Origin of the sequence: Bacteroides sp. 1_1_30 (assembly GCF_020982715.1) — a bacterium.
Classification (GTDB): domain Bacteria; phylum Bacteroidota; class Bacteroidia; order Bacteroidales; family Bacteroidaceae; genus Bacteroides; species Bacteroides xylanisolvens.
In genome coordinates, this window is record NZ_JAJKHN010000032.1 from 16,297 (window position 1) to 36,844 (window position 20,548).

The 20,548-nt window shown below is 46.9% G+C and carries 15 protein-coding genes, 1 pseudogene and 1 riboswitch; of the genes and pseudogenes, 12 read left to right on the top strand and 4 right to left on the bottom strand.

The annotated features are described in order from the left end of the window. Nucleotides 1-22: 22 nt before the first annotated feature. Together LPH68_RS11365 and LPH68_RS11370 are read right to left on the bottom strand one after the other, a co-directional pair. Entirely contained in the window at nt 23-2,065 is a 2,043-nt protein-coding gene (locus LPH68_RS11365; RefSeq protein WP_004316214.1) for a TonB-dependent siderophore receptor, read from the bottom strand. A 182-nt stretch (nt 2,066-2,247) separates the two neighbouring features. Next, a riboswitch (cobalamin riboswitch) is annotated at nt 2,248-2,448 on the bottom strand. A 267-nt stretch (nt 2,449-2,715) separates the two neighbouring features. Then, entirely contained in the window at nt 2,716-3,660 is a 945-nt protein-coding gene (locus LPH68_RS11370; RefSeq protein WP_230296935.1) for a DUF5106 domain-containing protein, read from the bottom strand. A 75-nt stretch (nt 3,661-3,735) separates the two neighbouring features. On the opposite strand from LPH68_RS11370, the gene LPH68_RS11375 reads away from it, so the two are divergent. From LPH68_RS11375 to LPH68_RS11415, 9 genes and pseudogenes are all read left to right on the top strand, one after another. Continuing rightward, a complete protein-coding gene (locus LPH68_RS11375; RefSeq protein WP_008025711.1) occupies nt 3,736-5,799 on the top strand; it encodes a tetratricopeptide repeat protein in 2,064 nt (687 codons plus the stop codon). A gap of 102 nt (nt 5,800-5,901) precedes the next feature. Continuing rightward, complete coding sequence (locus LPH68_RS11380) at nt 5,902-6,726, top strand: Rpn family recombination-promoting nuclease/putative transposase (RefSeq protein WP_004314849.1); 825 nt, start codon at nt 5,902-5,904, stop codon at nt 6,724-6,726. Between the two features lie 567 nt (nt 6,727-7,293). Then, entirely contained in the window at nt 7,294-8,523 is a 1,230-nt protein-coding gene (locus tag LPH68_RS11385) for a DUF3575 domain-containing protein (RefSeq protein ID WP_008016239.1), read from the top strand. A gap of 6 nt (nt 8,524-8,529) precedes the next feature. Further along, nucleotides 8,530-9,576, top strand: coding sequence for a DUF6562 domain-containing protein (locus LPH68_RS11390; protein ID WP_004314847.1), 1,047 nt, complete (start codon nt 8,530-8,532; stop codon nt 9,574-9,576). A gap of 56 nt (nt 9,577-9,632) precedes the next feature. After that, nucleotides 9,633-11,015, top strand: a complete 1,383-nt coding sequence (locus tag LPH68_RS11395; protein WP_230296936.1) for a DUF6562 domain-containing protein — start codon at nt 9,633-9,635, stop codon at nt 11,013-11,015. 3 nt (nt 11,016-11,018) lie between these two features. Next, nucleotides 11,019-11,360, top strand: coding sequence for a hypothetical protein (locus tag LPH68_RS11400; protein ID WP_230296937.1), 342 nt, complete (start codon nt 11,019-11,021; stop codon nt 11,358-11,360). Nucleotides 11,361-11,597: 237 nt separating this feature from the next. Then, a complete protein-coding gene (locus LPH68_RS11405) occupies nt 11,598-12,515 on the top strand; it encodes a hypothetical protein (RefSeq protein WP_151922894.1) in 918 nt (305 codons plus the stop codon). A gap of 215 nt (nt 12,516-12,730) precedes the next feature. Then, complete coding sequence (locus tag LPH68_RS11410; protein WP_008025706.1) at nt 12,731-13,201, top strand: HU family DNA-binding protein; 471 nt, start codon at nt 12,731-12,733, stop codon at nt 13,199-13,201. Nucleotides 13,202-13,466: 265 nt separating this feature from the next. After that, nucleotides 13,467-13,774 (top strand): annotated as a pseudogene (locus LPH68_RS11415) (nucleotidyltransferase family protein). 66 nt (nt 13,775-13,840) lie between these two features. Here LPH68_RS11415 and LPH68_RS11420 read toward each other — a convergent pair. Then, nucleotides 13,841-15,622: a cell wall metabolism sensor histidine kinase WalK gene (locus tag LPH68_RS11420; protein WP_151922895.1), complete on the bottom strand. Its 1,782-nt coding sequence runs from the start codon at nt 15,620-15,622 to the stop codon at nt 13,841-13,843. Nucleotides 15,623-15,649: 27 nt separating this feature from the next. Further along, the gene (locus tag LPH68_RS11425; RefSeq protein ID WP_196043367.1) at nt 15,650-16,339 is read right to left on the bottom strand and encodes a response regulator transcription factor; all 690 of its coding nucleotides are present in this window, start codon (nt 16,337-16,339) and stop codon (nt 15,650-15,652) included. Nucleotides 16,340-16,580: 241 nt separating this feature from the next. Here LPH68_RS11425 and LPH68_RS11430 point away from each other — a divergent pair, with 241 nt between their 5' ends. Genes LPH68_RS11430 through LPH68_RS11440 form a run of 3 tightly spaced genes read left to right on the top strand, consistent with a single transcriptional unit; the run spans nt 16,581 to nt 20,522 of the window. Further along, nucleotides 16,581-17,774 (top strand): hypothetical protein, encoded by a 1,194-nt coding sequence (locus LPH68_RS11430; RefSeq protein ID WP_151922897.1) that lies wholly within the window; start codon nt 16,581-16,583, stop codon nt 17,772-17,774. Between the two features lie 52 nt (nt 17,775-17,826). Further along, the gene (locus LPH68_RS11435; protein WP_151922898.1) at nt 17,827-18,633 is read left to right on the top strand and encodes a DUF3805 domain-containing protein; all 807 of its coding nucleotides are present in this window, start codon (nt 17,827-17,829) and stop codon (nt 18,631-18,633) included. Between the two features lie 20 nt (nt 18,634-18,653). Next, nucleotides 18,654-20,522: an ABC-F family ATP-binding cassette domain-containing protein gene (locus tag LPH68_RS11440; protein WP_004314837.1), complete on the top strand. Its 1,869-nt coding sequence runs from the start codon at nt 18,654-18,656 to the stop codon at nt 20,520-20,522. Nucleotides 20,523-20,548 lie beyond the last annotated feature (26 nt).

Sequence of the window (20,548 nt, forward strand, 5' to 3'; positions counted from 1 at the left end):
TCAATATCTTACTTTATAATAGTTAATATCTTATTCTTATTGTCGCCCTTACGGATCGTCCGGGCATTGGGAAATATTTCACAATCTCGTAATTCTTATCCATCAGGTTCAATACTTCCACGCTGAAAGAGGTAGTGATTTTTCTGATCTGAAAGTCACGGTTTGCAGAAATGCTGTGGTCGCTATAACTATCCAATCGGTTTTCGGCAATGTTTTGTCCTAATGCATAGCGTTTTCCGGAAAAAAGGAATGAATAAGACAGATTGATCCACGGTGTTTCGACGCCTGCCTGTCCCGAAGCGGAGACGCGGGGAGTGTAGGCTATTTGATGTTTGTATGTCGATTCATACGTGTTCGGATCGGGCGGGGTGACATCTAAAGCTCGTTGGTATGTGTAGTTACCCGAGAGGTTGATGCGTATTTTATCCCAAGGTTGGAGGGACAGGCTTCCTGTGGCATCAATGCCTTTGATGTCAACTTCACCCAGATTCTTCATGCTCCATACGGCAAGGTTTTTGGTAGGGTAGGCGATAATTTTATCTGTCACTTTGTTATAATAGGCGTCAACGGTTACTGACAGATAGGGTAGGAACGGGCATACATTTTTATTGTATGTCAGTCCGATGTTGTATTGTTTGGCCTTTTCCGGCTTTAGTTGGGTGTTGCCTACTTCTTCGTAATATAAGTCGTTGAAACTTGCCAGACGGAAAATGTCTTTATAGAAGAAGCGGATGCGGAATTCTTCATGCTGGAAAGGTTTGAAAGCGGCACTTACATAAGGGGTTAGCTTACGGTGATTGCCGGCACTACCGCCTTTTTTCACATCTTCATTGATAACGGTTGCCAATGCGGATGCGGAGATTGTTAACCAGTTATTTACGTATTTTCCGGCGAATGCTGTCAGCCATGCGTAACGTGTGGGGTGTACAAAGTTGGCTAGATCGGCGTTCATGGTGTTGATGCTTCCATCTGTGGAAAGTGAGAAAGAGAGGTTGCTCAACAGTCTGTATAGTACAGAAGCGGAAAGGTAATATTCCTGCTGGTAATAGCTGTTTTCTGTTTTCTTTAAAGAGTTCTTGGTATCGGGGTCCAGATAACGTTGATAGCTCCAATTCCACTTGGCAGAGGTTTGGAACACCCATTGCCGGCTGAATTCTTTCTTGTATTGACTTTGTATGAATGTGTTTTTATCCCACAAGTGTTGTGTGGAATGGTCGTTATAGAAGGTTGTAGCTTTGGGTAGTCCCCGGGAGGACTGAAAGTAGTAGGCTTTCAACCGCCATTGTTCTTTATCGGAGAAGTTGCCGTAAAGTCCGGCTTCGGCACGGAATGTCTGTACGTCTGTATTCTTTCGTTTTTCACGTGAGGACAGGTCTTCTGCCGCATTTCCATAATGTAGTGTGTACGGATAATGTCCGTCGGAGGACATCCATTCGCCATTGGCTGACATGCTCCATGTCTTATTGAATTGTTGTTCCAGTAGCAGGGAGGGATTGATTAATCCCCAGGAGCCGGTTTTGAAAGCTCCGGCTATATTGGTCTTTTTGCCTTTGGTGAATAGCGGCGTGAGTGTCTGTATATTCAATATGCCTGCTGACGCGAAGAAGCGGGCAGGTTGGAAGATGTTATCGCTTTGTCCGTTGTTTAGAGAAAGGCGGTCTACGTTGTCGAGCGAGAAACGCCCGATATCTATTTGTCCGGTTTGGCAGTCGGTCAGGGTGATTCCGTCATAACCGACAGCAGTATGTTGGGCTCCCAGGCTTCGTATGGATACTGTTTTCAGTCCGCCGATACCTCCGTAATCTTTTACGGTCACTCCGGCAAAGTGTTTCACCGCGTCGGAGACTTGCAGGGCGTGCAGGTTTTTCAGGGCGTCTTTGGAGAAGACTTGCAGGGGAGCGGTTGAGCGTACTTCGCGGGTCTGGTAGATATCTGATACTGTTATTTCGGGAATAGAATATGTATGTGTCGTATCTACCTTTTGCTGTTGTGCAAAAAGTGGTATGGATAAGAATTGGCAGCTGAATGCTACAAAGATCACTTTATTAAATGTTCTTTTCTTCATTTATTCCTTTTTCAGTCTGTTGTTGTTTAAAAGTGTCCGGGCGAAATCCCTTCGACCGGACACGCATAAATAAACTTGGCAGAGTTTATCTGTTTTAACACACTTTCTCTGAATCAGAGTGATGAATGAAATGATAGACGACTTGTCCGGTTCATTAGACTCAACGCTTTTTCCTCGAAAGCAGTGAAACTTATTTGCATGGTAGGTCTTCTGACTTATTCCTGTTACAAACGCCTTCCCGGATTGGTCTCCAGTGGCAATGAGTGAATTGCTTGTAACTTGTATGGAACTTACAGCAGCGGGACTGTTCAGGACTTGCACCTGATTCCCTTTTAATTGCTTCCCCCGCATGGGAGTCGCAAACCAATGCGCGACAAAGATAGGGAGTTTATTTGTTTTTTCCAAAGGGATGTTCTTTTTCTTTCGTCTTGATACGAAAGAGAAAGAACCAAAAAGAAAGGATCAAGGCTGCGTTTTTTCAGCTACTCCGGTGCTTCCTTCGGCTAAAGGGCAGAAACTCGCTACGCTCAAACAGTCTGCCCTTTTTGACGCCGAAGAAAACACCTGCGCTTGACGCTGAAAAAACGAGGCCGGGAGACCATGCGGCGTGGGCGGTGTGGCATGGGCACGTGTGTGGGCGGCGTGGGGGCTTATTGTTCGCCTTTCATTAGCAGGTATTCTTCGATGGTTTGCGCGGGAGCATCTTTCAGAAGTACTGTCTTATCCTTGTTTAGAAGGTAGAGGGTAGGGATGGCTTTCAGGTCATACAGTTGTTGTTCCTTGATAGCGAAGGTCTTATCATATCCGTTAACCCATTCTTTTGGGAATTCATTTAGGTGTTTTCGCCATTCGTCCAACTCTTCGTCGGGATAAATGGAGAGGACTGTTAGTCTCTTTTGTTCCAGAAGTTGATTGATGATAGGGGCATTTTTTAATGCTTCGATTGTCTCCGTGCAGGCATGGCATCCCGGGTTATTGATAAATAATAAGGTATAGTCCGATTTTTGTTGATAAAGAGAACCCTGTGCGCCGGAAGCTAATGTATAGTTAAAATTCAGTGCTTTGGTTCCGATACGGTTTTTCTGAGCCAGTTCGCGACGGGCTTTGGGACGTACCTTTTCTATTTCTTCCAGTACGGGAGAAGCCAACATGGCATCCAGTACAGGGATATAAAACTCTTCGTTACGCATCGGGGAGTTAGGGTCGTACAGATATTTGTCTGCCAAATCAGTGATGTAAGTGAATACTTTCTTATTCACATTTGTCCGTTCAATTGTTTTCTGTATAGCTTGCTGTGCAGTTTCCAAAGGGACATGATTCAGTATATCACAATAGTCCGCCCAAGCTTGTTCGGTCACTTCGGGATGATGGATATAATTGGTATCGGCAAAGTTTACGTTATCCCAATAGTGCTTTACTAGGAAATCTGCCCGTAGCTCGGGTGCTGTCAGCATTGGCGGGATGGCAGGTAGCGTAAAGGAGGTGATGGTATCTTTGGGAGCTTCTTTGGAGTTTTGGCTGGATGCATTCCCGCTTTTGCAAGCGCAAAGCAGTAGAATACAGAGGACTGGGATAAGATTTATATTTGTTCTCATAACTTGCTGAATTGTTTTCAATTTACTATTGGTGAGCAAAGATAAAAAAACTATGTGTGAAAATGCACTGTTTTAATGAAAATGCTATATTTGTGTCGGCAAACAAACATACAATGCATATCTATGATTAAATCCACCTACATATTCTTCGTTTTTTTTATGCTGACGGCTGTGTGGAGTTGCAACCGACCTTCTGACATGCAGCGGGAACATCCTGCCGTTTCTCCCACATTCTATGCCGACAGTCTTCGTACATTGGGGCGTGGTATCCGCTTGATTAAGGAGGAGAAGGAAAGTCTGGCTTTCCCGCCGCTTGATTCCGTGTTCCGGCTTCCGGTGGACGATGTGCTCACTACCGAAGAATTGCGCCGTTTATCTTCCGAATCTCTCCGCCGGTTAATGATATACTTCAATCTGATGATGAACTTTGAGTCCGGCTATCAGTATTTTGATTCGTTGGAGCGGGCGAAACACCCCGTTGTCTCCCGATATTGCCGCAGGGAACTGTGGGTGGCAAAGGCGCAGATGCTTATGGCGCTCGACCGCCATGCGGAGGCGGTGGACTATCTCAACCGGGCGATGGCACTGAAAGATGAGAACAACGACCCGTTGAGCGAGATATTTTGTACAGCTACGGCAGGCATCACTTATATGGGTGTCGACACTATCAGCACTCGTGCCGAGTCCGCTTTCCGTAGAGCCTGCCGAGTGGCAGAACGCTCGGGCCTAAGCAACTATTGGCTTTATCCACAAGCTATCGGGCGGCTTGCCGATATATACCTTCAGCAGGGGAAGTATGAAGAAAGTATCTCCCTCTGTCGTGAAGCTATCCGTCTATGTGAGAAGTCGGGCAGCTATCACGGCAAGCTAGTGGTGGCGGAGATTCTGACGGAAGCCTACCGCCTGCTCGGGCTCTATGATGAAGCGTTTCGCTATTGTGCCGTAGGAACGGGCGAGCCGGCACGTGCCGAAGTTGACAATAACTTGATAGGTCGTTTCTTCATTGCGAAGGCGGAGATACACAACAATCTGAATCGCCCCGACTCCGCACTCCTGGTTCTTGCGCAGGCCGACAGTTGCTTTGACCGGACGAAGAACGACTACTATCATTTGATGGTGCAGATAGACCGGATGTATTACCTTGCCGCCTTTCCCGACTCTGTGAATGTGGCTTTGAGAGGCTTTGCCGCACTTGAAGGTAAAGTTCCCCGTCATCGCCTGCCATATTATGACTATTATTACGGTGCCACTCTTGCCCGCGTCGGTAAATGGTTGGAGGCAATCCCCCTGCTTCGGAAATCTATTGGCGAGTTGAAAGATATATCCGAGCTTCACCCTGCTTCGGAAGCGGCGGAATTGTTAATGGAAGGCTATCGCCACACGGGGCGGGCAGCGGATATACTCACCGTCTTTCCCGAATACCGGGTGATGAGAGATTCGGTGACCCGCAAAGACAAGATACGCCAGTTGGCATCGGCAAATATCCGTTTCGAAACACAGAAGAAAGAACAGGAGAATCTTCTGCTGACTGCCGAAGTCCGTCTTCAGGATACCCTGTTGCATGTGTATTTCATAGCCGGAGTGTGTACATTGCTACTCGTCTTTTTTATAGCCGGCTGGATGGTGATGCGCCACCGCAATCTGCGGCTCCGGTGGCAGCTCGAGGCGCAGGAACATGAGCGGGCTGACGAACGGTTACGTGACCAGGAAAGCAGGCTTCACGAACTGATAGCCGCCCGTCAGGACTTGTACGAACGCAACCGCTCCCTTATCCGCCAGCTTTCTGATATCCAGGCGCGCCACCGCAACACGTGCGAACTTGACAGCGTGATGGAAAGCCTTCAATCCCACTTGCTCACCCGTAAGGAAGAAGAGGATTTCCGTAACGCCTTTTTGTCCGTCTATCCGTCGGCGCTGCTGCATCTTCGTGAAGCCTGTCCGGCGGTGACACGTAGCGAGGAACTGTTTTGTATGTTGGTTCTGCTCAAACAATCCAACGAAGAACTGGCGCGGACGCTCGGCATCAGCGTGGCAAGTGTGTCCAAAACCCGATACCGCATCCGTGTGAAGCTTGGTCTGCCCGAAGGTTCGGACACTGATGCGGAAATCCGTCACATTATGGCAGGGGAAGATTTATAGAATCGGTTCTTCCAGTCATTCAGCAATATTAACCCGGAACTTTCATCATTAAACAAAAAATGTCTATCTTTGTTGTCAATATACACAACCATTACATTAATAATGGGAAGATTTATTAATCCCTTTACCGACTATGGCTTTAAGTTTTTATTCGGCAGAGAGGTAGAAAAGGAGTTATTAATCGACTTCTTGAACGATTTGCTCTCTGGAGAGCACGTGATTACCGACATCCAGTTCCTTAACAACGAACAGCAGCCGGAAGTAAAAACAGAACGGGGGATTATCTACGATATCTACTGTATGACTGACACAGGTGAACGGATAATCGTAGAAATGCAGAATCGTGAGCAACCTTACTTTAAAGATCGTGCTCTCTTCTACCTCTCTCGTGCGATTACGCAACAAGCTAAAAGCGGTCCTTGGGACTTCCGGTTGGATGCTGTATACGGAGTGTTTTTTATGAACTTTGTGATTGACAAGGACATGCCTGCGAAGATAAGGACTGATGTAATCCTTTCCGACCGGGATACAGGACAGCTTTTCAATAACAAGTTTCGGCAGATTTTTATCGAACTGCCTAACTTTGACAAAGAAGAGGATGAGTGTAGTAACGATTTTGAACGATGGATTTATGTATTAAAGCATATGGATACACTTGATAGAATGCCTTTCAAGGCACGTAAAGCCGTTTTTGAACGACTTGAGAAGATGGCCTCCAAAGCGAATATGACTCCGGAGGAAAGAGCTCAATATGAGAAGGAATGGAAAGTTTATAACGATTATTTCAATACGTTGGACTTTGCCGAACAGAAAGGTATGTTGAGAGGAAAAGAATCGTCCGCCCGTATGATGAAATCCAAAGGTTTGGCTATCGATTTAATTTCAGAATGTACGGGACTCACTGCTGAAGAAATTGAGGCATTGTGAAAAGATAGATAACAAACAGTAAGGGCGGCTCGTTAAAAAACGGGTCGCCCTTACTGTTTGTATGCGCCAAGCCTTTTCCTGACAGCCTCTTCTCTATTTTGTCCATGAATCTGTCCATTCCCATTTTGTCCTTCGTCGGGCTGAAATAATTATTTTTGCCCCGGCGAATAAAAGTTTAGCCTATATTGTTTGCTGTTTTTCGGCTTTTCTTTATCTTTGTCACTGCCCTTGTGAGAGAGGGCGTGATTTTTAGATAACGGAAAGCGTTTGAAGAATATCATCTTCGTCAATCAAACTTCGCACCTTTGACTTGTCACCGTGAAGATGAATGCAACAAATGCTCACGTTCCATTGTTTATATGGATGCCTGTTTGCGCCCCCGCTTCCCCCTCCGTCCGGAGAGGGGAGGGGGACGATACACAAGCTTTATATACGCCAATGGCGTGAGTGTTCTGTTGCTTATCTACGGTATGGGCAGTGCGAAGGCCCCGATTGACGGATAAGCATACGGACACTTACGCCTTTCTTGTATATAAATTTTTGTAATCTTATGTTACAGGTATGAGAATGAAAAACAAACAAAACGTAGCGTGGAGTACATTCCGTTACTTCGTACTGGCATTTTTGCTATGTCTATCGGTTGTTCCCTTGCGCGGTCAGCCGGATGCTGCCGTCCTTTCCTCACCTTCGGCAGACAGCCTGATTATTTTCAGCTATCCTTCACGTATCCGGATGTTCAAGACGGAATATGCGGACAACCGACTGTCGTTGCGGAAGTTGAAGAAACGGCTGCGCACCTTTCGTAAACGTCAGGACACCCTCTACGTGCAGAGCTATTCCGGCAGTTGGGACGATGAAAAGTCGAATCTGCGCGCCGCCTACTGGCGTGCCAACAATCTGAAAGGCTATCTTATCGACCACTACGGACTGCGCGAGCGGCATTTCCGGACACTCAACCACCCGTTGGCTCATCCCTTGTGGGGAGAAGTCGTCGTGGTAGGTTGCCGAGGTTTCCAAGATTGCCAAAGCGAGATTCCGCAAAACCGGCAAGAGCCTGCAAGTGCGGCGAGGCGACAGGAACAACAGGAAGCCCTTCCGGTTGCCTTGCAGGGAGACAAAGAGCCTGTTGACTCTTCCGCCGTGGCTGCCACGGCTGTTGTGCCGGATGCAGCTACTGCACCTGTTGCACCCGATGCAGCTACTGCTCTTTCTACTTCGGTTGCTTCTTCTGCTTCAGTTACTCCTTCTTCTTCCACCGCTTCCACCTCTACAGCTACCTCGCCTTCACTTCCCGCCAACGGTCGTTACCTTGGCGTGAAAACCAACCTTGCCGCTTGGGCGGGCACGATTATGAACGTGGCGGCGGAAGTGCAGGTCGGCAAGCATCTTTCCGTAGAGTTGCCGATATTGTGGTGTCCGTGGCACATCAGCGGCAAACATGCCGTGAAGACCTTCACCCTGCAACCCGAAGCCCGTTACTGGCTCTCGAAGCCCGGCTCGGGACATTTCTTCGGTCTTCATGCCCACGTAGGCTGGTTCAATGTGAAGTGGAATCGCGACCGTTATCAAGACGCCGACCGTCCGTTGCTGGGCGCGGGCGTCAGCTATGGTTATCTGTTGCCGCTCGGCGGACATTGGGCGGGAGAATTTACCCTCGGTGCAGGCTATGCCAACATGAAGTACGACACCTATTATAATATAGACAACGGCGCACGGATAGACACACGGACGAAGAACTACTGGGGCATCACCCGCATGGGGCTTTCTATCGTCTATCGCTTCAACCTTAAAAAGTAACGGCTTATGAAACAGAAATATGCTATAGGATTTATCACCTTCATGTTGGCAACCGTCCTTGCCGCTTGTGTACACGACTATCCCGCGATGACACCGGACGGTGAGGAAGGCATCGACCCCACGCTTGTAGAGGTCAGTACCGAAGTGACCCTCGACCTCGAACTCCTACCACTGGAAATCATCACCAACAAGGCACACCGCGGAATCACAAAAGCCCGTGCCGGAGAACAAACGGATTACCGCCGCCGCTTCATCATCGAAGCATGGCGCGACGGCAAACCGGCAGCCCGGCAAGTGACCGTCATGGACAATGCCGACGAAGCCGGCAACGGGAAAATCACGCTCCCTGTCCATTTGAAGCTGTACGCCGTAGAATACACCCTCGCCGTATGGACGGACTACGTTGTGGCAGGCACGACCACCGACCTCTATTATAATACGGAGAACTTGCAGCAAGTAACTTGCACCACGCCCTACACCGGAAGCACTGGCTACCGCGATTGCCTCTACGGCAGCACCACCCTTGACCTGCGCCCCTACCGGGACGAATGGAACGTCCGCGTACAAGCCAAAGTCGACATGGTGCGCCCGTTGGCAAAATACCGTATTATCGCCACCGACGTGCAGGAGTTTCTGGCAAAAACACAGCGGCAACGCGATGCCGAAGGCGGCAACAACACCTACACCGTCACCTTTTCCTACGGGTTCTATTTCCCGTTAGGATTCAACACCGCCACGGGCAAGCCGATGAACTCCGTGCAGGGCGTGACGTTCTCCACCCCTCTCACCATCCCCGACGACGGCACGGAGAAATGTCCGCTAGGTTCGGACTTTATCTTCGTGAACGGCACGGAATCCTTTGTGCCCCTGAATATTGAATTGGCGGACGCCAACGGAAAGGTAGTGTCGCGTACCCGGGGACTGGAAGTGCCCTACCGGCGGGGACACCTCACCACCCTGCGAGGCAACTTCCTCACCAACGAAATGCAGGGAGGCATCAACATCGACACCGGATATGACGACGAGATAGACATCGACCTCGATTCTTTCTGAAATGACAGGTCAATATAATAAAACAAATTTAATCACAGTAAACGATGAACAGAAGTATGAAAAAGAACCTTTTCTTCGGGTTAATGGCTCTGGCAGGGCTATTCACCTCGTGCAGTCAGGACGACACCGACGCTTCCCCGACTGCGGACAGCAACCAAGTAAGCATGAGCATCGGAATGCCTGCCGATTTTGTAAAAACACGGGCTTCCGCCCCCGCTACGTTTCCCGCCGGCCATACGCTGCGCTGCATCCTCGAAGTGTGGACGAAAGATGGCTCTACACGAAGAGTACGCCAGGAGCAGTTGGTAACGGCTGGTGCCGCTAACATTACATTTAGTTTTGAATTGGCAGACCAAGGTGACTACAAAGCCGTGCTTTGGGCGGATTACATCGTTTCGGGTGCAACGGCGTCAGGCGACCACTATCCCGATAAGTATTACAAGACTGATAATGCCGATGGCTTGAAGAAAGTGACTATCATCACCGCTGCTTATACATACGCCGACCAACTACGTGAGGCATTTGCGGCAGTAGTACCGTTCACCAAAGGCGCTACGGCTAAGAACGACCTTACCGCCACGCTTGTCCGTCCGCTTACGAAAGTGACGATTGCGGAAAAGAACACCGAGATGATAGGCAAATGTAAAGACATGACGGCAACATACACCGTTCCGTCAGAATTCAATGCTTTTAGCGAGGAGGTAAGCCCGACAGCTACCTACGATGCCACCTACATCACAACCTCAATGGACGGCACGGATATTACTATCAATGGAAACAACTGCAAAATCCTCTTCTCCGATTATGTCTTTACCACTGCCGACGCCACGTTGGGCGGAATAAAACTTACGTTTACCGGGACAGGTAGCATAACGATGAACGATAGAGACATTCCTGCCAACATCCCCCTGAAACGCAACAACTGGGTACGGGCTGCCGGAAACCTGATTACAGTCGGAAACGATCCGGCGGTAACTTTGTCTGTAGATATGACCACTGACTGGGTAAGTCAGGATGTAACGGATATTTCGGATATCGTTAAGGTGGGTGACTTCTATTATGCAGACGGCACATGGTCTACCGCCCTCGATGCGAACAAGACCTGCATCGGCATCGTTTTCCAGACCGACCCCTCGCGCATCGGCGACAAAGAAAAACAGGTGTTGGCAGCAAAAGGCGTTGCCACGCCGCATGGTCTGGTCATGTCATTGAAGACCGTAACCAAAAGCCTTATGAGTTGGGGGGAAGATCACGATTTCTCCGAGCTGACGAAATGCACGGATAAAGTTGCCTGCAACGCAGACATCAACGGACTACTTAATTACACCACGGTAATCGACTATGCGGCCGCAAACAACAAAGAACTCGAAAATTTTTATCCCGCTTTCAAGGCCGTGAAGGATTATGTTGTACAGGCTCCCGAAAAGACGACGGGGTAGTACTTGCCCTCCATAGGTCAATGGTATGACTTTACCGCCAATCTGGGCGGTCTCCCAAGCTGGGATGACGCCATAAACGAAGGCAACGACCTAACCCCCAACCTGTATAGATGGAGTAATCAGACAGAACTCGTAAGTAAGATAAATGCCTATTTCGAACCGTTGGGCACTGGGAACTATGACGCAATCCCGAATGGGAGCTATCAGAAATTCTTCTCTTCCTCGACGTACTCCGATTCGGGTATATGGACGTGGTTTGTGGGTAAGCAGGCGAACGTTGTGCAATGCTGGCATAATGTCAGGTACAACTCCGATTCCGCCGTGCGCCCCATCCTCGCTTTTTAAGAATGACACACGGGGACGGGGTATCCAGGTCACTCCATCCCGTCCCCCTACATCATATACGTCCCAAGCCGCTGGGGGATGCAGTCGGCGGCAATATCATGAACCTTGTCCTTTTTCCCTTGTCGCCGACTTGAGAAGCGAACATCACTTCTCTTTATAGGATACCTTCCTCGATAGGAGCAATTGCCGGAAGCGACGCAACTGATCAAGGTAACAACCATAAAAAACATCACACTTATGAAAAAGATACTCGTCATCATCAACAAAAACTGGGAAACGGAACCCGTGCTCAACGCCCTGACCAACCCCAAACTGCGTCCCGCCGCCTTACCATTCCCTGAAGTGATAAACACTCCGTGCGACGGAGACAACCGCATGAGCCAACCCCGTGCTGTCTTCTCCCTTCCCCGAGAAGGAGAAGAACCGTTGCAAGTCGTAGTCCGCTGCATCGAAGACCTTATGGCAACGGGAGTCAACACTTCGAGTTCCCTCGAAAAATACAAAGTGCTCCCGCAAGCCATTGCTGCCGATGCCGCCGACCTCATCATCAGCGTCAGCACCGCCAACTATCCCGACCCGGCAGTGACCCATAACGGAACCGTTGTCCTCGGCGGCAACTTCTTTATCCACGACGGAAACCCCGACAACCATGCCGATCCGGAACACAATCTTATCGACGACCGCGTAGGCACCTTTATCGCTTCCAACGTAGCCCCTGCCGTGTTCAGTCTGGCCGAAACCGTCAACGCCCGCCTGCACTGTTACCCCGGCGGCGCATGCAAACTTGTCCCGCCGCCCAACTTCCCCGCACCGCAACTCGTGTGTGAAGGAGCGTCCACCTTCACGGCAGTAGGCTCCGTCAACGTCACCGACTACGGTTCATACGACACGATAGACGCCCAAGCCCTTAAAGAATTTGCCGCTGCAGCCCCCGAAGGGTATACGGCAAACTCCATCGAAACCACCCACGGCGTGGTAAAAATCAGCACCTCAGGCGAACCTATCCTCTTTCTTTCCCCCATCACCGACCGTCTCAACCATTTCAACGAGGACGTGACCGACACGCAGAACTACGTGTCAGCCTTCAACGGCGGCCTTGCACTGGGCGAACTGCTTTGCGCGCTGGCGGAATACGGAGGGGAACGGCAAATATGATAATTGAGATAATTCGCAACATTTATTAATCACGCTTCCTTCTTGCAGCACCCCATCAGGAAATGCTTGCAGACACGGACAGACAAAGGTCGTCACTGAGGTAGGCTAAGTCCGACACCGAGGTAGGCAAAGGTCGTCACCGAGATAAGCAAAGTCCGTCACCGAGTATTAGTCCTATCGGGATGCGGCAGGGAAGAGGTAAAAAACATCAACTTATGGGATTCTTCAAGAAAGTAAAACAGAAAATCAATGGAATGTGGTATCCGCAATCCATCACCGTTGGCAAACCTGTCACGACGGACGAAGTGGCAAAACGTCTTGCCATTGAATCCACCGTAAGCCCTGCCGACACCTTTGCCGTGCTCAAGTCCCTTGGCAGCGTATTAGGTAGCTACATGGCAGACGGCCGCACCGTCAAACTCGACGGCGTGGGCACATTCTACTACACAGCCGTTGCTTCGGGCAATGGAGTGGACTCCCCCGACAAAGTGACTGCCAAGCAAATCACCGGCGTCCGTGTCCGCTTCATCCCTGAAACGAGCCGTTCATCCAACAACCAGGTTACCACCCGTTCCCTCGTCGATTCCAATATCTTCTGGGAAGAATGGGGCGGAAAATCCACTACTCCCAGCGAAGGTGGCGGTGGTGGTGAAGGGGGAGGAGAGGCTCCCGATCCGGCAGCATAAAGCCGGATGCTTTTCCGGTGCTATAAAAAGGACGGGTTCCTGCACCGCAAAAGGACTTTTCTGTATTGCCAAAGGCTCCTTTCGGCATTGCCGCACGACCCTTTAAGATGAAAGATTCGTTTTCACTCGCCGCTGCTGTAGCCTGCTGCCGGATGAGAGAAACGAATCTTTCTTTGTGTGCCGGGGGAAATAATCGGTTCTTGACAGAACAATCTGCACCGGAATTGTTATCTTTGCCCGTAGCATTGATTATAATAAATGGAAAATTTATGAAACGAAACAAATAAGAGAGATTATACGTCGCGTGGCTCCTACGGCAAAAACTATTTTATATGGTTCGCAAGCAAGGAACGAAGCGCGTAGCGACAGTGATATTGACCTGCTTATCCTGCTCGACGGCGAGAAAATGACATTGAAGGACGAAGAATCTATCACACTGCCACTTTACGAACTGGAACTGAAAACCGGAGTCTCTATCAGCCCGATAGTCACGCTCAAAAAACTTTGGGAGAGCCGCCCATTTACCCCCCCCCTTTTTATATTAACGTCACCAATGAAGGTGTCGTGTTATGAGAGAAATCTTGGATGAAGGAAGCCGAAGTAATGATTCGGGAAATGTTTTAAAATGTAGCTACCCCTCTATTTCTCCTTTGCCAGCGTAAATACAAACTCAAGTCCGCCTCCTTGATTGTTCTTGGCGGAGATGTTGCCGCCGTGGATAATAACGGCGTTCTTCACAATAGCCAGTCCCAATCCTGTTCCGCCTAGTTTGCGTGAGCGGCCTTTGTCTACCCGGTAGAAGCGTTCGAAGAGACGGTTCAGATGTTCGGGTGATACACCTATACCAGTGTCGGCGAAGCTGAAATAGTAGAAATTCTCATCTTCACGGAAACAGTTGATATTTATCTGAATATTGCTTCCGGCGTATGCGATGGCATTGTCCATCAGGTTGCGGAAGATGGAATATAGCAATGAATAATTACCTTTGACTTGTATACTCTTTTTCAGAGAGTTGATTACTGTGATATGCTTTTCGTCGAGTTCCAGAGATACTTCATTGATAATATTTCCGACCAGTACACTAATATCCACTCGTTCCATATCAATCATGCTGGCGGCTTCGTCCATGCGGGTGAGTACGGAGATGTCGCGTAGCAACCGGCTCAAACGATTGCTTTGTGCATAACAACGTTCGAGGAATACGTTTATTTTCTCACGTGGAATATTCTCGTTACTGACAATGGTTTCCAGATATCCTTGGATACTGCTGACAGGAGTTTTCAATTCATGGGCGATATTTTGGGTCAGTTGGCGTTTGAGTCTTACTTGTTCTTCTTCCTGGGTGACGTCGTTGATGGAAATTTCAAAGCTGGCATCCTGGAAGATGATACATTCAACGATAAATGTCCGCCCGTTCTTGTTGATGGTAACTGACATTCGTTTTTCGCCTTTTCCTCTCGAGCGTTCCTGCTGATTCTTATTGATAAAATGAATAATCTCTTTTAGTTCGTTGATGGCAAAGACTTCTTCCGTTGTTTCCAGGTTGGAATCAGAAATCAGGTTACTGTATTGAGTGAAAAGATTGTTGACTAGAATTTCTTTCTTGTCTTTTGTGAATATACCCAGTCCTTCGTGTGAAATCTGGAGGTGGGTAATCAGCTTTTCACGTTCGATGTAGAGGGCCTCTTTCGTTTCGTGCAACCGTTTGTAGATTTGAATAATATGTTGCGAGATTTCTCCCAGTTCATTATGTGGAAAAGCAGATTGCATGGCCATTTCGATAGGCTCGTTGCGGTCGGCACGCATGGCAAATTCACGGAGCTGGCTGATGGAAGTGCCCAGTTTGTTGGTGAATTTATAGAAGATAATCATTAATAATAAGGTCACGATGATGGTAAACCATAGATAGTGCGGATCTGCTTGCAGGTTGTTGATGAGGCTGACGTTATAAGGCAAAGCCGAACGGACAATATAATCTTTATAACGAGTGGCCGAATAAAAATAGGGAACTCCGGTTGTTTCCGAAGTACGGCGTACGTCATATCCGTTGCCATGCTTTATTGCTTTCTGTACTTCCGGACGATTCAGATGGTTTTCTATTTGGTTATTATGACTTGGATAACTGTCGTAAACAACATTTCCTTCTGCGTCAATAAGGGTCACACGCAAGTCTTCCAGAATATGTTTGTTGATATAACCGCTGATTATTTCGCTATCAAGAGGTTGCTCTTCCAATTGTTCGTAGAGTCTGCTGTTGTAATCTTGCAGTTTTGTATTCAGCAGTTCTATTTTATATTCCCGTTCACGTTGATACTGGTACGCAATAAAACAAATGGCAAATACCAGAAAGAGTGAAATAACCGAAAGGAACAGCTTCCGGCTGAAAGAAAGAAAATGTTTTTGAGTTACAGGCAGGTTCATAATAATTGCTTAATTCGGTATTATTACTTATTCAGCTTCAAAACAGTATCCGTATCCGAGACGGGTGACAATACGTTTGCCGTATATACCTATCTTTTTACGTAAACGGGTGATGTTTACGTCGATGGTACGGTCGAGCACATACACTTCGTCACTCCAGATACGGGCCAGAATGTCTTCGCGTGAGAATACACGTCCCTTATTCTGTACCAGTAGAAGCAATATTTCAAATTCTTTTTTAGTCAATGGCACTTCTTCATCGTCGATACTTACTTTTTTCTTTGTGATGTCAATAACGAGCGACTGATAAGTAAGACGTTCGGGGACTCTTTCCGTTTCCGTTGTCACTGTGCGTCTTAATACGGCTTTCACACGGGCGATGACTTCACGCAGCGAGAAAGGTTTTGAAATATAATCGTCTGCTCCCAGGTTGAATCCGGTCACAGTATCGTTTTCGGTATCTTTTGCTGTGATAAAAATGATAGGCACTTTTGCTGTTTTTTTGTCTTTCTTCAAGATGTTAGCCATTTTGAAACCGGAGATTTCTCCCATCATCACATCGAGGAGAATTAAGTGATAGCTGCTGATGTCCATCTTCATTGCCTCTTCGGCAGAGTTTGCTGTATCAACCTCATAACCTTCGTTTTCAAGATTGAATTTCAGAATCTCACAGAGGTCTTCTTCATCGTCGACAACTAGAATACGGTAATCGTTCATAAGATATATGTATTAATGTGATATGACAAAGTTACGTTTTTATTTTATCCTTTGCAAAGATGAGGAGACTTTGTTACGGGCAGATGAAACAGACGTTACAATCGTGTTACATCCTGTGAATTCCGGGAATTGATACGGAATATGGAAGTTTTTGTTGATTGTAAGAGGAAAAAACGCTCGCTATTTGTTATCTTTGTTAGCGAGATACAATAGAAATGTTTGACTATAGAAACTACAAATAATGATAAAAATTGACTTAAAACGACATCGGAAGGAAATAATAGGATCTGTTGTGGTACTGTTAGTTCTCCTTGGCGGTATGTCTGTGTTTAAATATACTTCATTCAATTCCGGTTTTGAGATTGTAGACGATTTGGGAGGGAATATATTTCCTTCGGCGATTCTGTCTGTTGCCACCACTGATGCACAAGTGATTGTTCCGTCGGATTCGACGTCTTTGGGAAATCCGAAGTCGTGTATTGCCGTTCGGTTGAAATCGAAGACAGCTTATAGTCGTGTGCGGATTGAAGTGGCCGAAACGCCTTTTTTCTCCCGCTCGGTGTCGGAATTTGTATTAAACAAGCCCAGGACGGAATATACGATTTATCCTGATATTATCTGGAATTATGAGGCACTGAAAAATGAGGTGCAGGCAGAGCCGGTAAGCGTAGCCATCACAGTGGAGATGAACGGAAAAGATTTGGGACAACGGGTGCGTACTTTTTCAGTGCGTAGCATCAATGAGTGTCTGTTGGGGTATGTGGCCAACGGAATTAAATTCCATGATACCAGTATTTTCTTTGCGGCTTATGTCAATGAAGAGAATCCGATGATCGATCAGTTGCTTCGCGAGGCATTGAATACTCGGATTGTTAATCGCTTTCTCGGTTATCAAAGTAAGGCTAAAGGGGCAGTAGACAAGCAGGTATATGCCCTTTGGAATATATTGCAGAAACGTAAATTCCGTTATAGTTCTGTTTCCAATACCAGCCTTTCGAGCAATGTTGTTTTCTCGCAGCGTGTCCGTACGTTTGATGATGCACTGGAATCTTCACAGATTAATTGTGTGGATGGGAGTGTGTTGTTTGCGTCGTTGCTTCGCGCCATTAATATTGATCCTATCTTGGTACGTACACCGGGGCACATGTTTGTAGGATACTATACGGATAATTCGCACACGAATAAAAACTTTCTGGAGACAACGATGATTGGTGATGTCGATCTGGATGATTTTTTCCCGGATGAACAACTGGATTCTACAATGGTAGGCAAATCGCAGAATGAGATGTCGTTACTGACTTTCGAGAAATCGAAGCAGTATGCTAATAAGAAGTATAAGGAAAACGAAGAAGGAATCCATTCCGGAAAGTTGAATTATATGTTTTTGGAGATTTCTAAAGAAGTGCGGAGGAAAATACAGCCGATAGGTAAATGATATTCGTTTTTAATTCGTATTTTTGCCCAAGTAATCATTTTAATATAAAAGGATGCAAGGCAAGAAATTTATCTCTCCCGGAGCATGGTTTTCTATGAACTATCCATCAGACTGGAATGAGTTTGAAGATGGCGAAGGCTCTTTTCTTTTCTATAATCCCGATGTATGGACGGGAAATTTTCGTATATCCGCATTTAAAGGAAAGGCCGGTTATGGTAAAGATGTCATCCGGCAGGAACTGAAAGAGAATGATTCGGCTTCGTTGGTGAAAGTCGGAATGTGGGAATGTGCGTATAGCAAAGAAATGTTTCAGGAAGAGGGGACGTATTATACTTCCCATTTGTGGATTACAGGAGTTGACGATATTGCTTTCGAATGTTCTTTTACTGTACCTAAAGGCGGAGTTGTGAAGGAGGCGGAAGATGTAATCGCTACTTTGGAGGTACGCAAAGAAGGGCAGAAGTATCCTGCTGAACTAATCCCGGCCCGTCTTTCTGAAATCTATTTGATTAATGAAGCGTACGAATGGGTGGTATCTACCGTGAAGCAGGAATTGAAAAAAGATTTTCAGGGAATAGAAGAAGACCTGGAGAAACTTCAGCAGGTGATTAATAGCGGTAAGATTGGCTCGAAAAAGAAAGAGGAATGGTTGGCAATCGGCATCACAGTCTGTATAATTCTGACGAATGAAGTGGAAGGTATGGAATGGAAAACGTTGATTGACGGTAACCGGGAAGCTCCTGTATTACAATATAAAGACCGTATCATCGACCCGCTGAAACTGGCATGGAGTAAAGTGAAGGCAGGAGAACCTTGCGACATTATTGAAGAGTATAAATCCGTGATTATTAATCACTAACCAACTAATTACTAAATTACGTGGCTGTACCTTATTTACAGATAGATAACCTGACCAAGTCCTTCGGTGACTTGGTTCTTTTTGAAAATATATCTTTTGGCATTGCTGAAGGCCAGCGTGTAGGATTGATAGCGAAGAACGGCAGCGGAAAAACTACTTTATTGAATATAATCGCCGGAAAAGAAGGTTATGATAGCGGTAACATTGTTTTCCGTCGTGACCTTCGGGTGGATTATCTGGAACAAGATCCACAGTATCCCGAAGAGTTGACCGTGCTTGAAGCCTGTTTCCATCACGGTAACAGTACCGTGGAACTGATAAAGGAGTATGAACGTTGCATGGAGACTGAAGGTCATCCGGGATTGGAAAATCTTCTGGCGCGTATGGATCAGGAGAAAGCTTGGGAATATGAACAGAAAGCCAAACAAATTCTTTCGCAACTCAAAATTCGCAACTTCGACCAAAAAGTGAAGCAACTGTCCGGTGGACAGTTGAAGCGCGTTGCTTTAGCCAATGCGTTGATTACCGAGCCGGATCTGCTTATCCTTGATGAGCCTACCAATCACCTGGACTTGGATATGACCGAATGGCTGGAAGATTACCTGCGTCGTACCAATCTTAGTTTGCTGATGGTAACGCACGACCGTTATTTCCTTGATCGTGTTTGTTCGGAGATTATCGAAATAGACAATCAACAAATCTACCAATATAAAGGTAACTACAGTTATTATCTCGAGAAACGTCAGGAACGTATCGAAGCTAAAAGTGTAGAAATAGAACGTGCCAACAACCTTTACCGTACGGAACTCGATTGGATGCGCCGGATGCCGCAGGCACGCGGGCATAAAGCCCGTTACCGGGAAGATGCTTTTTATGAATTGGAAAAGGTGGCAAAGCAACGTTTCAACAATGATAATGTGAAGCTGGAGGTGAAAGCATCCTATATCGGTAGTAAGATATTCGAGGCCGATCACTTGTTTAAGAGCTTCGGTGACTTGAAGATACTGGATGATTTTTCTTATATCTTTGCCCGCTATGAAAAGATGGGAATTGTGGGAAATAACGGGACGGGTAAATCTACCTTTATCAAGATATTAATGGGGCAGGTTGCGCCTGACAGTGGAACGGTGGATGTTGGTGAAACTGTTCGTTTCGGCTATTACTCGCAGGATGGCCTTCAGTTTGATGAACAAATGAAGGTTATTGATGTAGTGCAGGATATTGCCGAAGTGATTGAACTGGGTAATGGAAAGAAACTGACTGCTTCGCAATTCTTACAGCATTTTCTGTTTACTCCCGAAACGCAACATAGCTATGTCTATAAGTTGAGTGGGGGCGAACGTCGTCGTCTTTACCTGTGTACCATCCTGATGCGTAATCCAAATTTCCTAGTGCTTGACGAACCTACCAACGACCTCGATATTATCACTCTGAACGTGCTTGAAGAATATCTTCAAAATTTCAAAGGTTGTGTGATTGTTGTTTCTCACGACCGCTACTTTATGGATAAGGTAGTAGACCATTTGATGGTATTCAATGGGCAGGGAGATATTCGCGACTTCCCCGGAAACTATAGCGACTATCGTGACTGGAAAGACGCGAAAGCTCAAAAGGAGAAAGAAGCTGAAAAGCCGCAGGAAGAAAAGACTGCCCGTGTTCGTTTGAACGACAAACGGAAGATGAGTTTCAAGGAAAAACGAGAGTTCGAGCAATTGGAAAAGGAGATAGCAGAATTAGAAACAGAAAAAGTGCAGATTGAAGAACTCTTATGTAGCGGTACCCTTTCTGTTGACGAATTGACAGAGAAATCGAAACGTTTGCCTGAAGTCAATGACCTGATTGATGAGAAAACAATGCGATGGCTGGAACTTAGTGAAATAGAAGGCTGATTTGTGCCATTGTATCACTAGAATAG

What these genes read in the sequence shown, in the direction of transcription:
- LPH68_RS11365 (WP_004316214.1), bottom strand. Translation starts at nt 2,065, where the DNA reads ATGAAGAAAAGAACATTTAATAAAGTGATCTTTGTAGCATTCAGCTGC.
- LPH68_RS11370 (WP_230296935.1), bottom strand. Translation starts at nt 3,660, where the DNA reads ATGAGAACAAATATAAATCTTATCCCAGTCCTCTGTATTCTACTGCTT.
- LPH68_RS11375 (WP_008025711.1), top strand. Translation starts at nt 3,736, where the DNA reads ATGAAAATGCTATATTTGTGTCGGCAAACAAACATACAATGCATATCT.
- LPH68_RS11380 (WP_004314849.1), top strand. Translation starts at nt 5,902, where the DNA reads ATGGGAAGATTTATTAATCCCTTTACCGACTATGGCTTTAAGTTTTTA.
- LPH68_RS11385 (WP_008016239.1), top strand. Translation starts at nt 7,294, where the DNA reads ATGAAAAACAAACAAAACGTAGCGTGGAGTACATTCCGTTACTTCGTA.
- LPH68_RS11390 (WP_004314847.1), top strand. Translation starts at nt 8,530, where the DNA reads ATGAAACAGAAATATGCTATAGGATTTATCACCTTCATGTTGGCAACC.
- LPH68_RS11395 (WP_230296936.1), top strand. Translation starts at nt 9,633, where the DNA reads ATGAAAAAGAACCTTTTCTTCGGGTTAATGGCTCTGGCAGGGCTATTC.
- LPH68_RS11405 (WP_151922894.1), top strand. Translation starts at nt 11,598, where the DNA reads ATGAAAAAGATACTCGTCATCATCAACAAAAACTGGGAAACGGAACCC.
- LPH68_RS11410 (WP_008025706.1), top strand. Translation starts at nt 12,731, where the DNA reads ATGGGATTCTTCAAGAAAGTAAAACAGAAAATCAATGGAATGTGGTAT.
- LPH68_RS11420 (WP_151922895.1), bottom strand. Translation starts at nt 15,622, where the DNA reads ATGAACCTGCCTGTAACTCAAAAACATTTTCTTTCTTTCAGCCGGAAG.
- LPH68_RS11425 (WP_196043367.1), bottom strand. Translation starts at nt 16,339, where the DNA reads ATGAACGATTACCGTATTCTAGTTGTCGACGATGAAGAAGACCTCTGT.
- LPH68_RS11430 (WP_151922897.1), top strand. Translation starts at nt 16,581, where the DNA reads ATGATAAAAATTGACTTAAAACGACATCGGAAGGAAATAATAGGATCT.
- LPH68_RS11435 (WP_151922898.1), top strand. Translation starts at nt 17,827, where the DNA reads ATGCAAGGCAAGAAATTTATCTCTCCCGGAGCATGGTTTTCTATGAAC.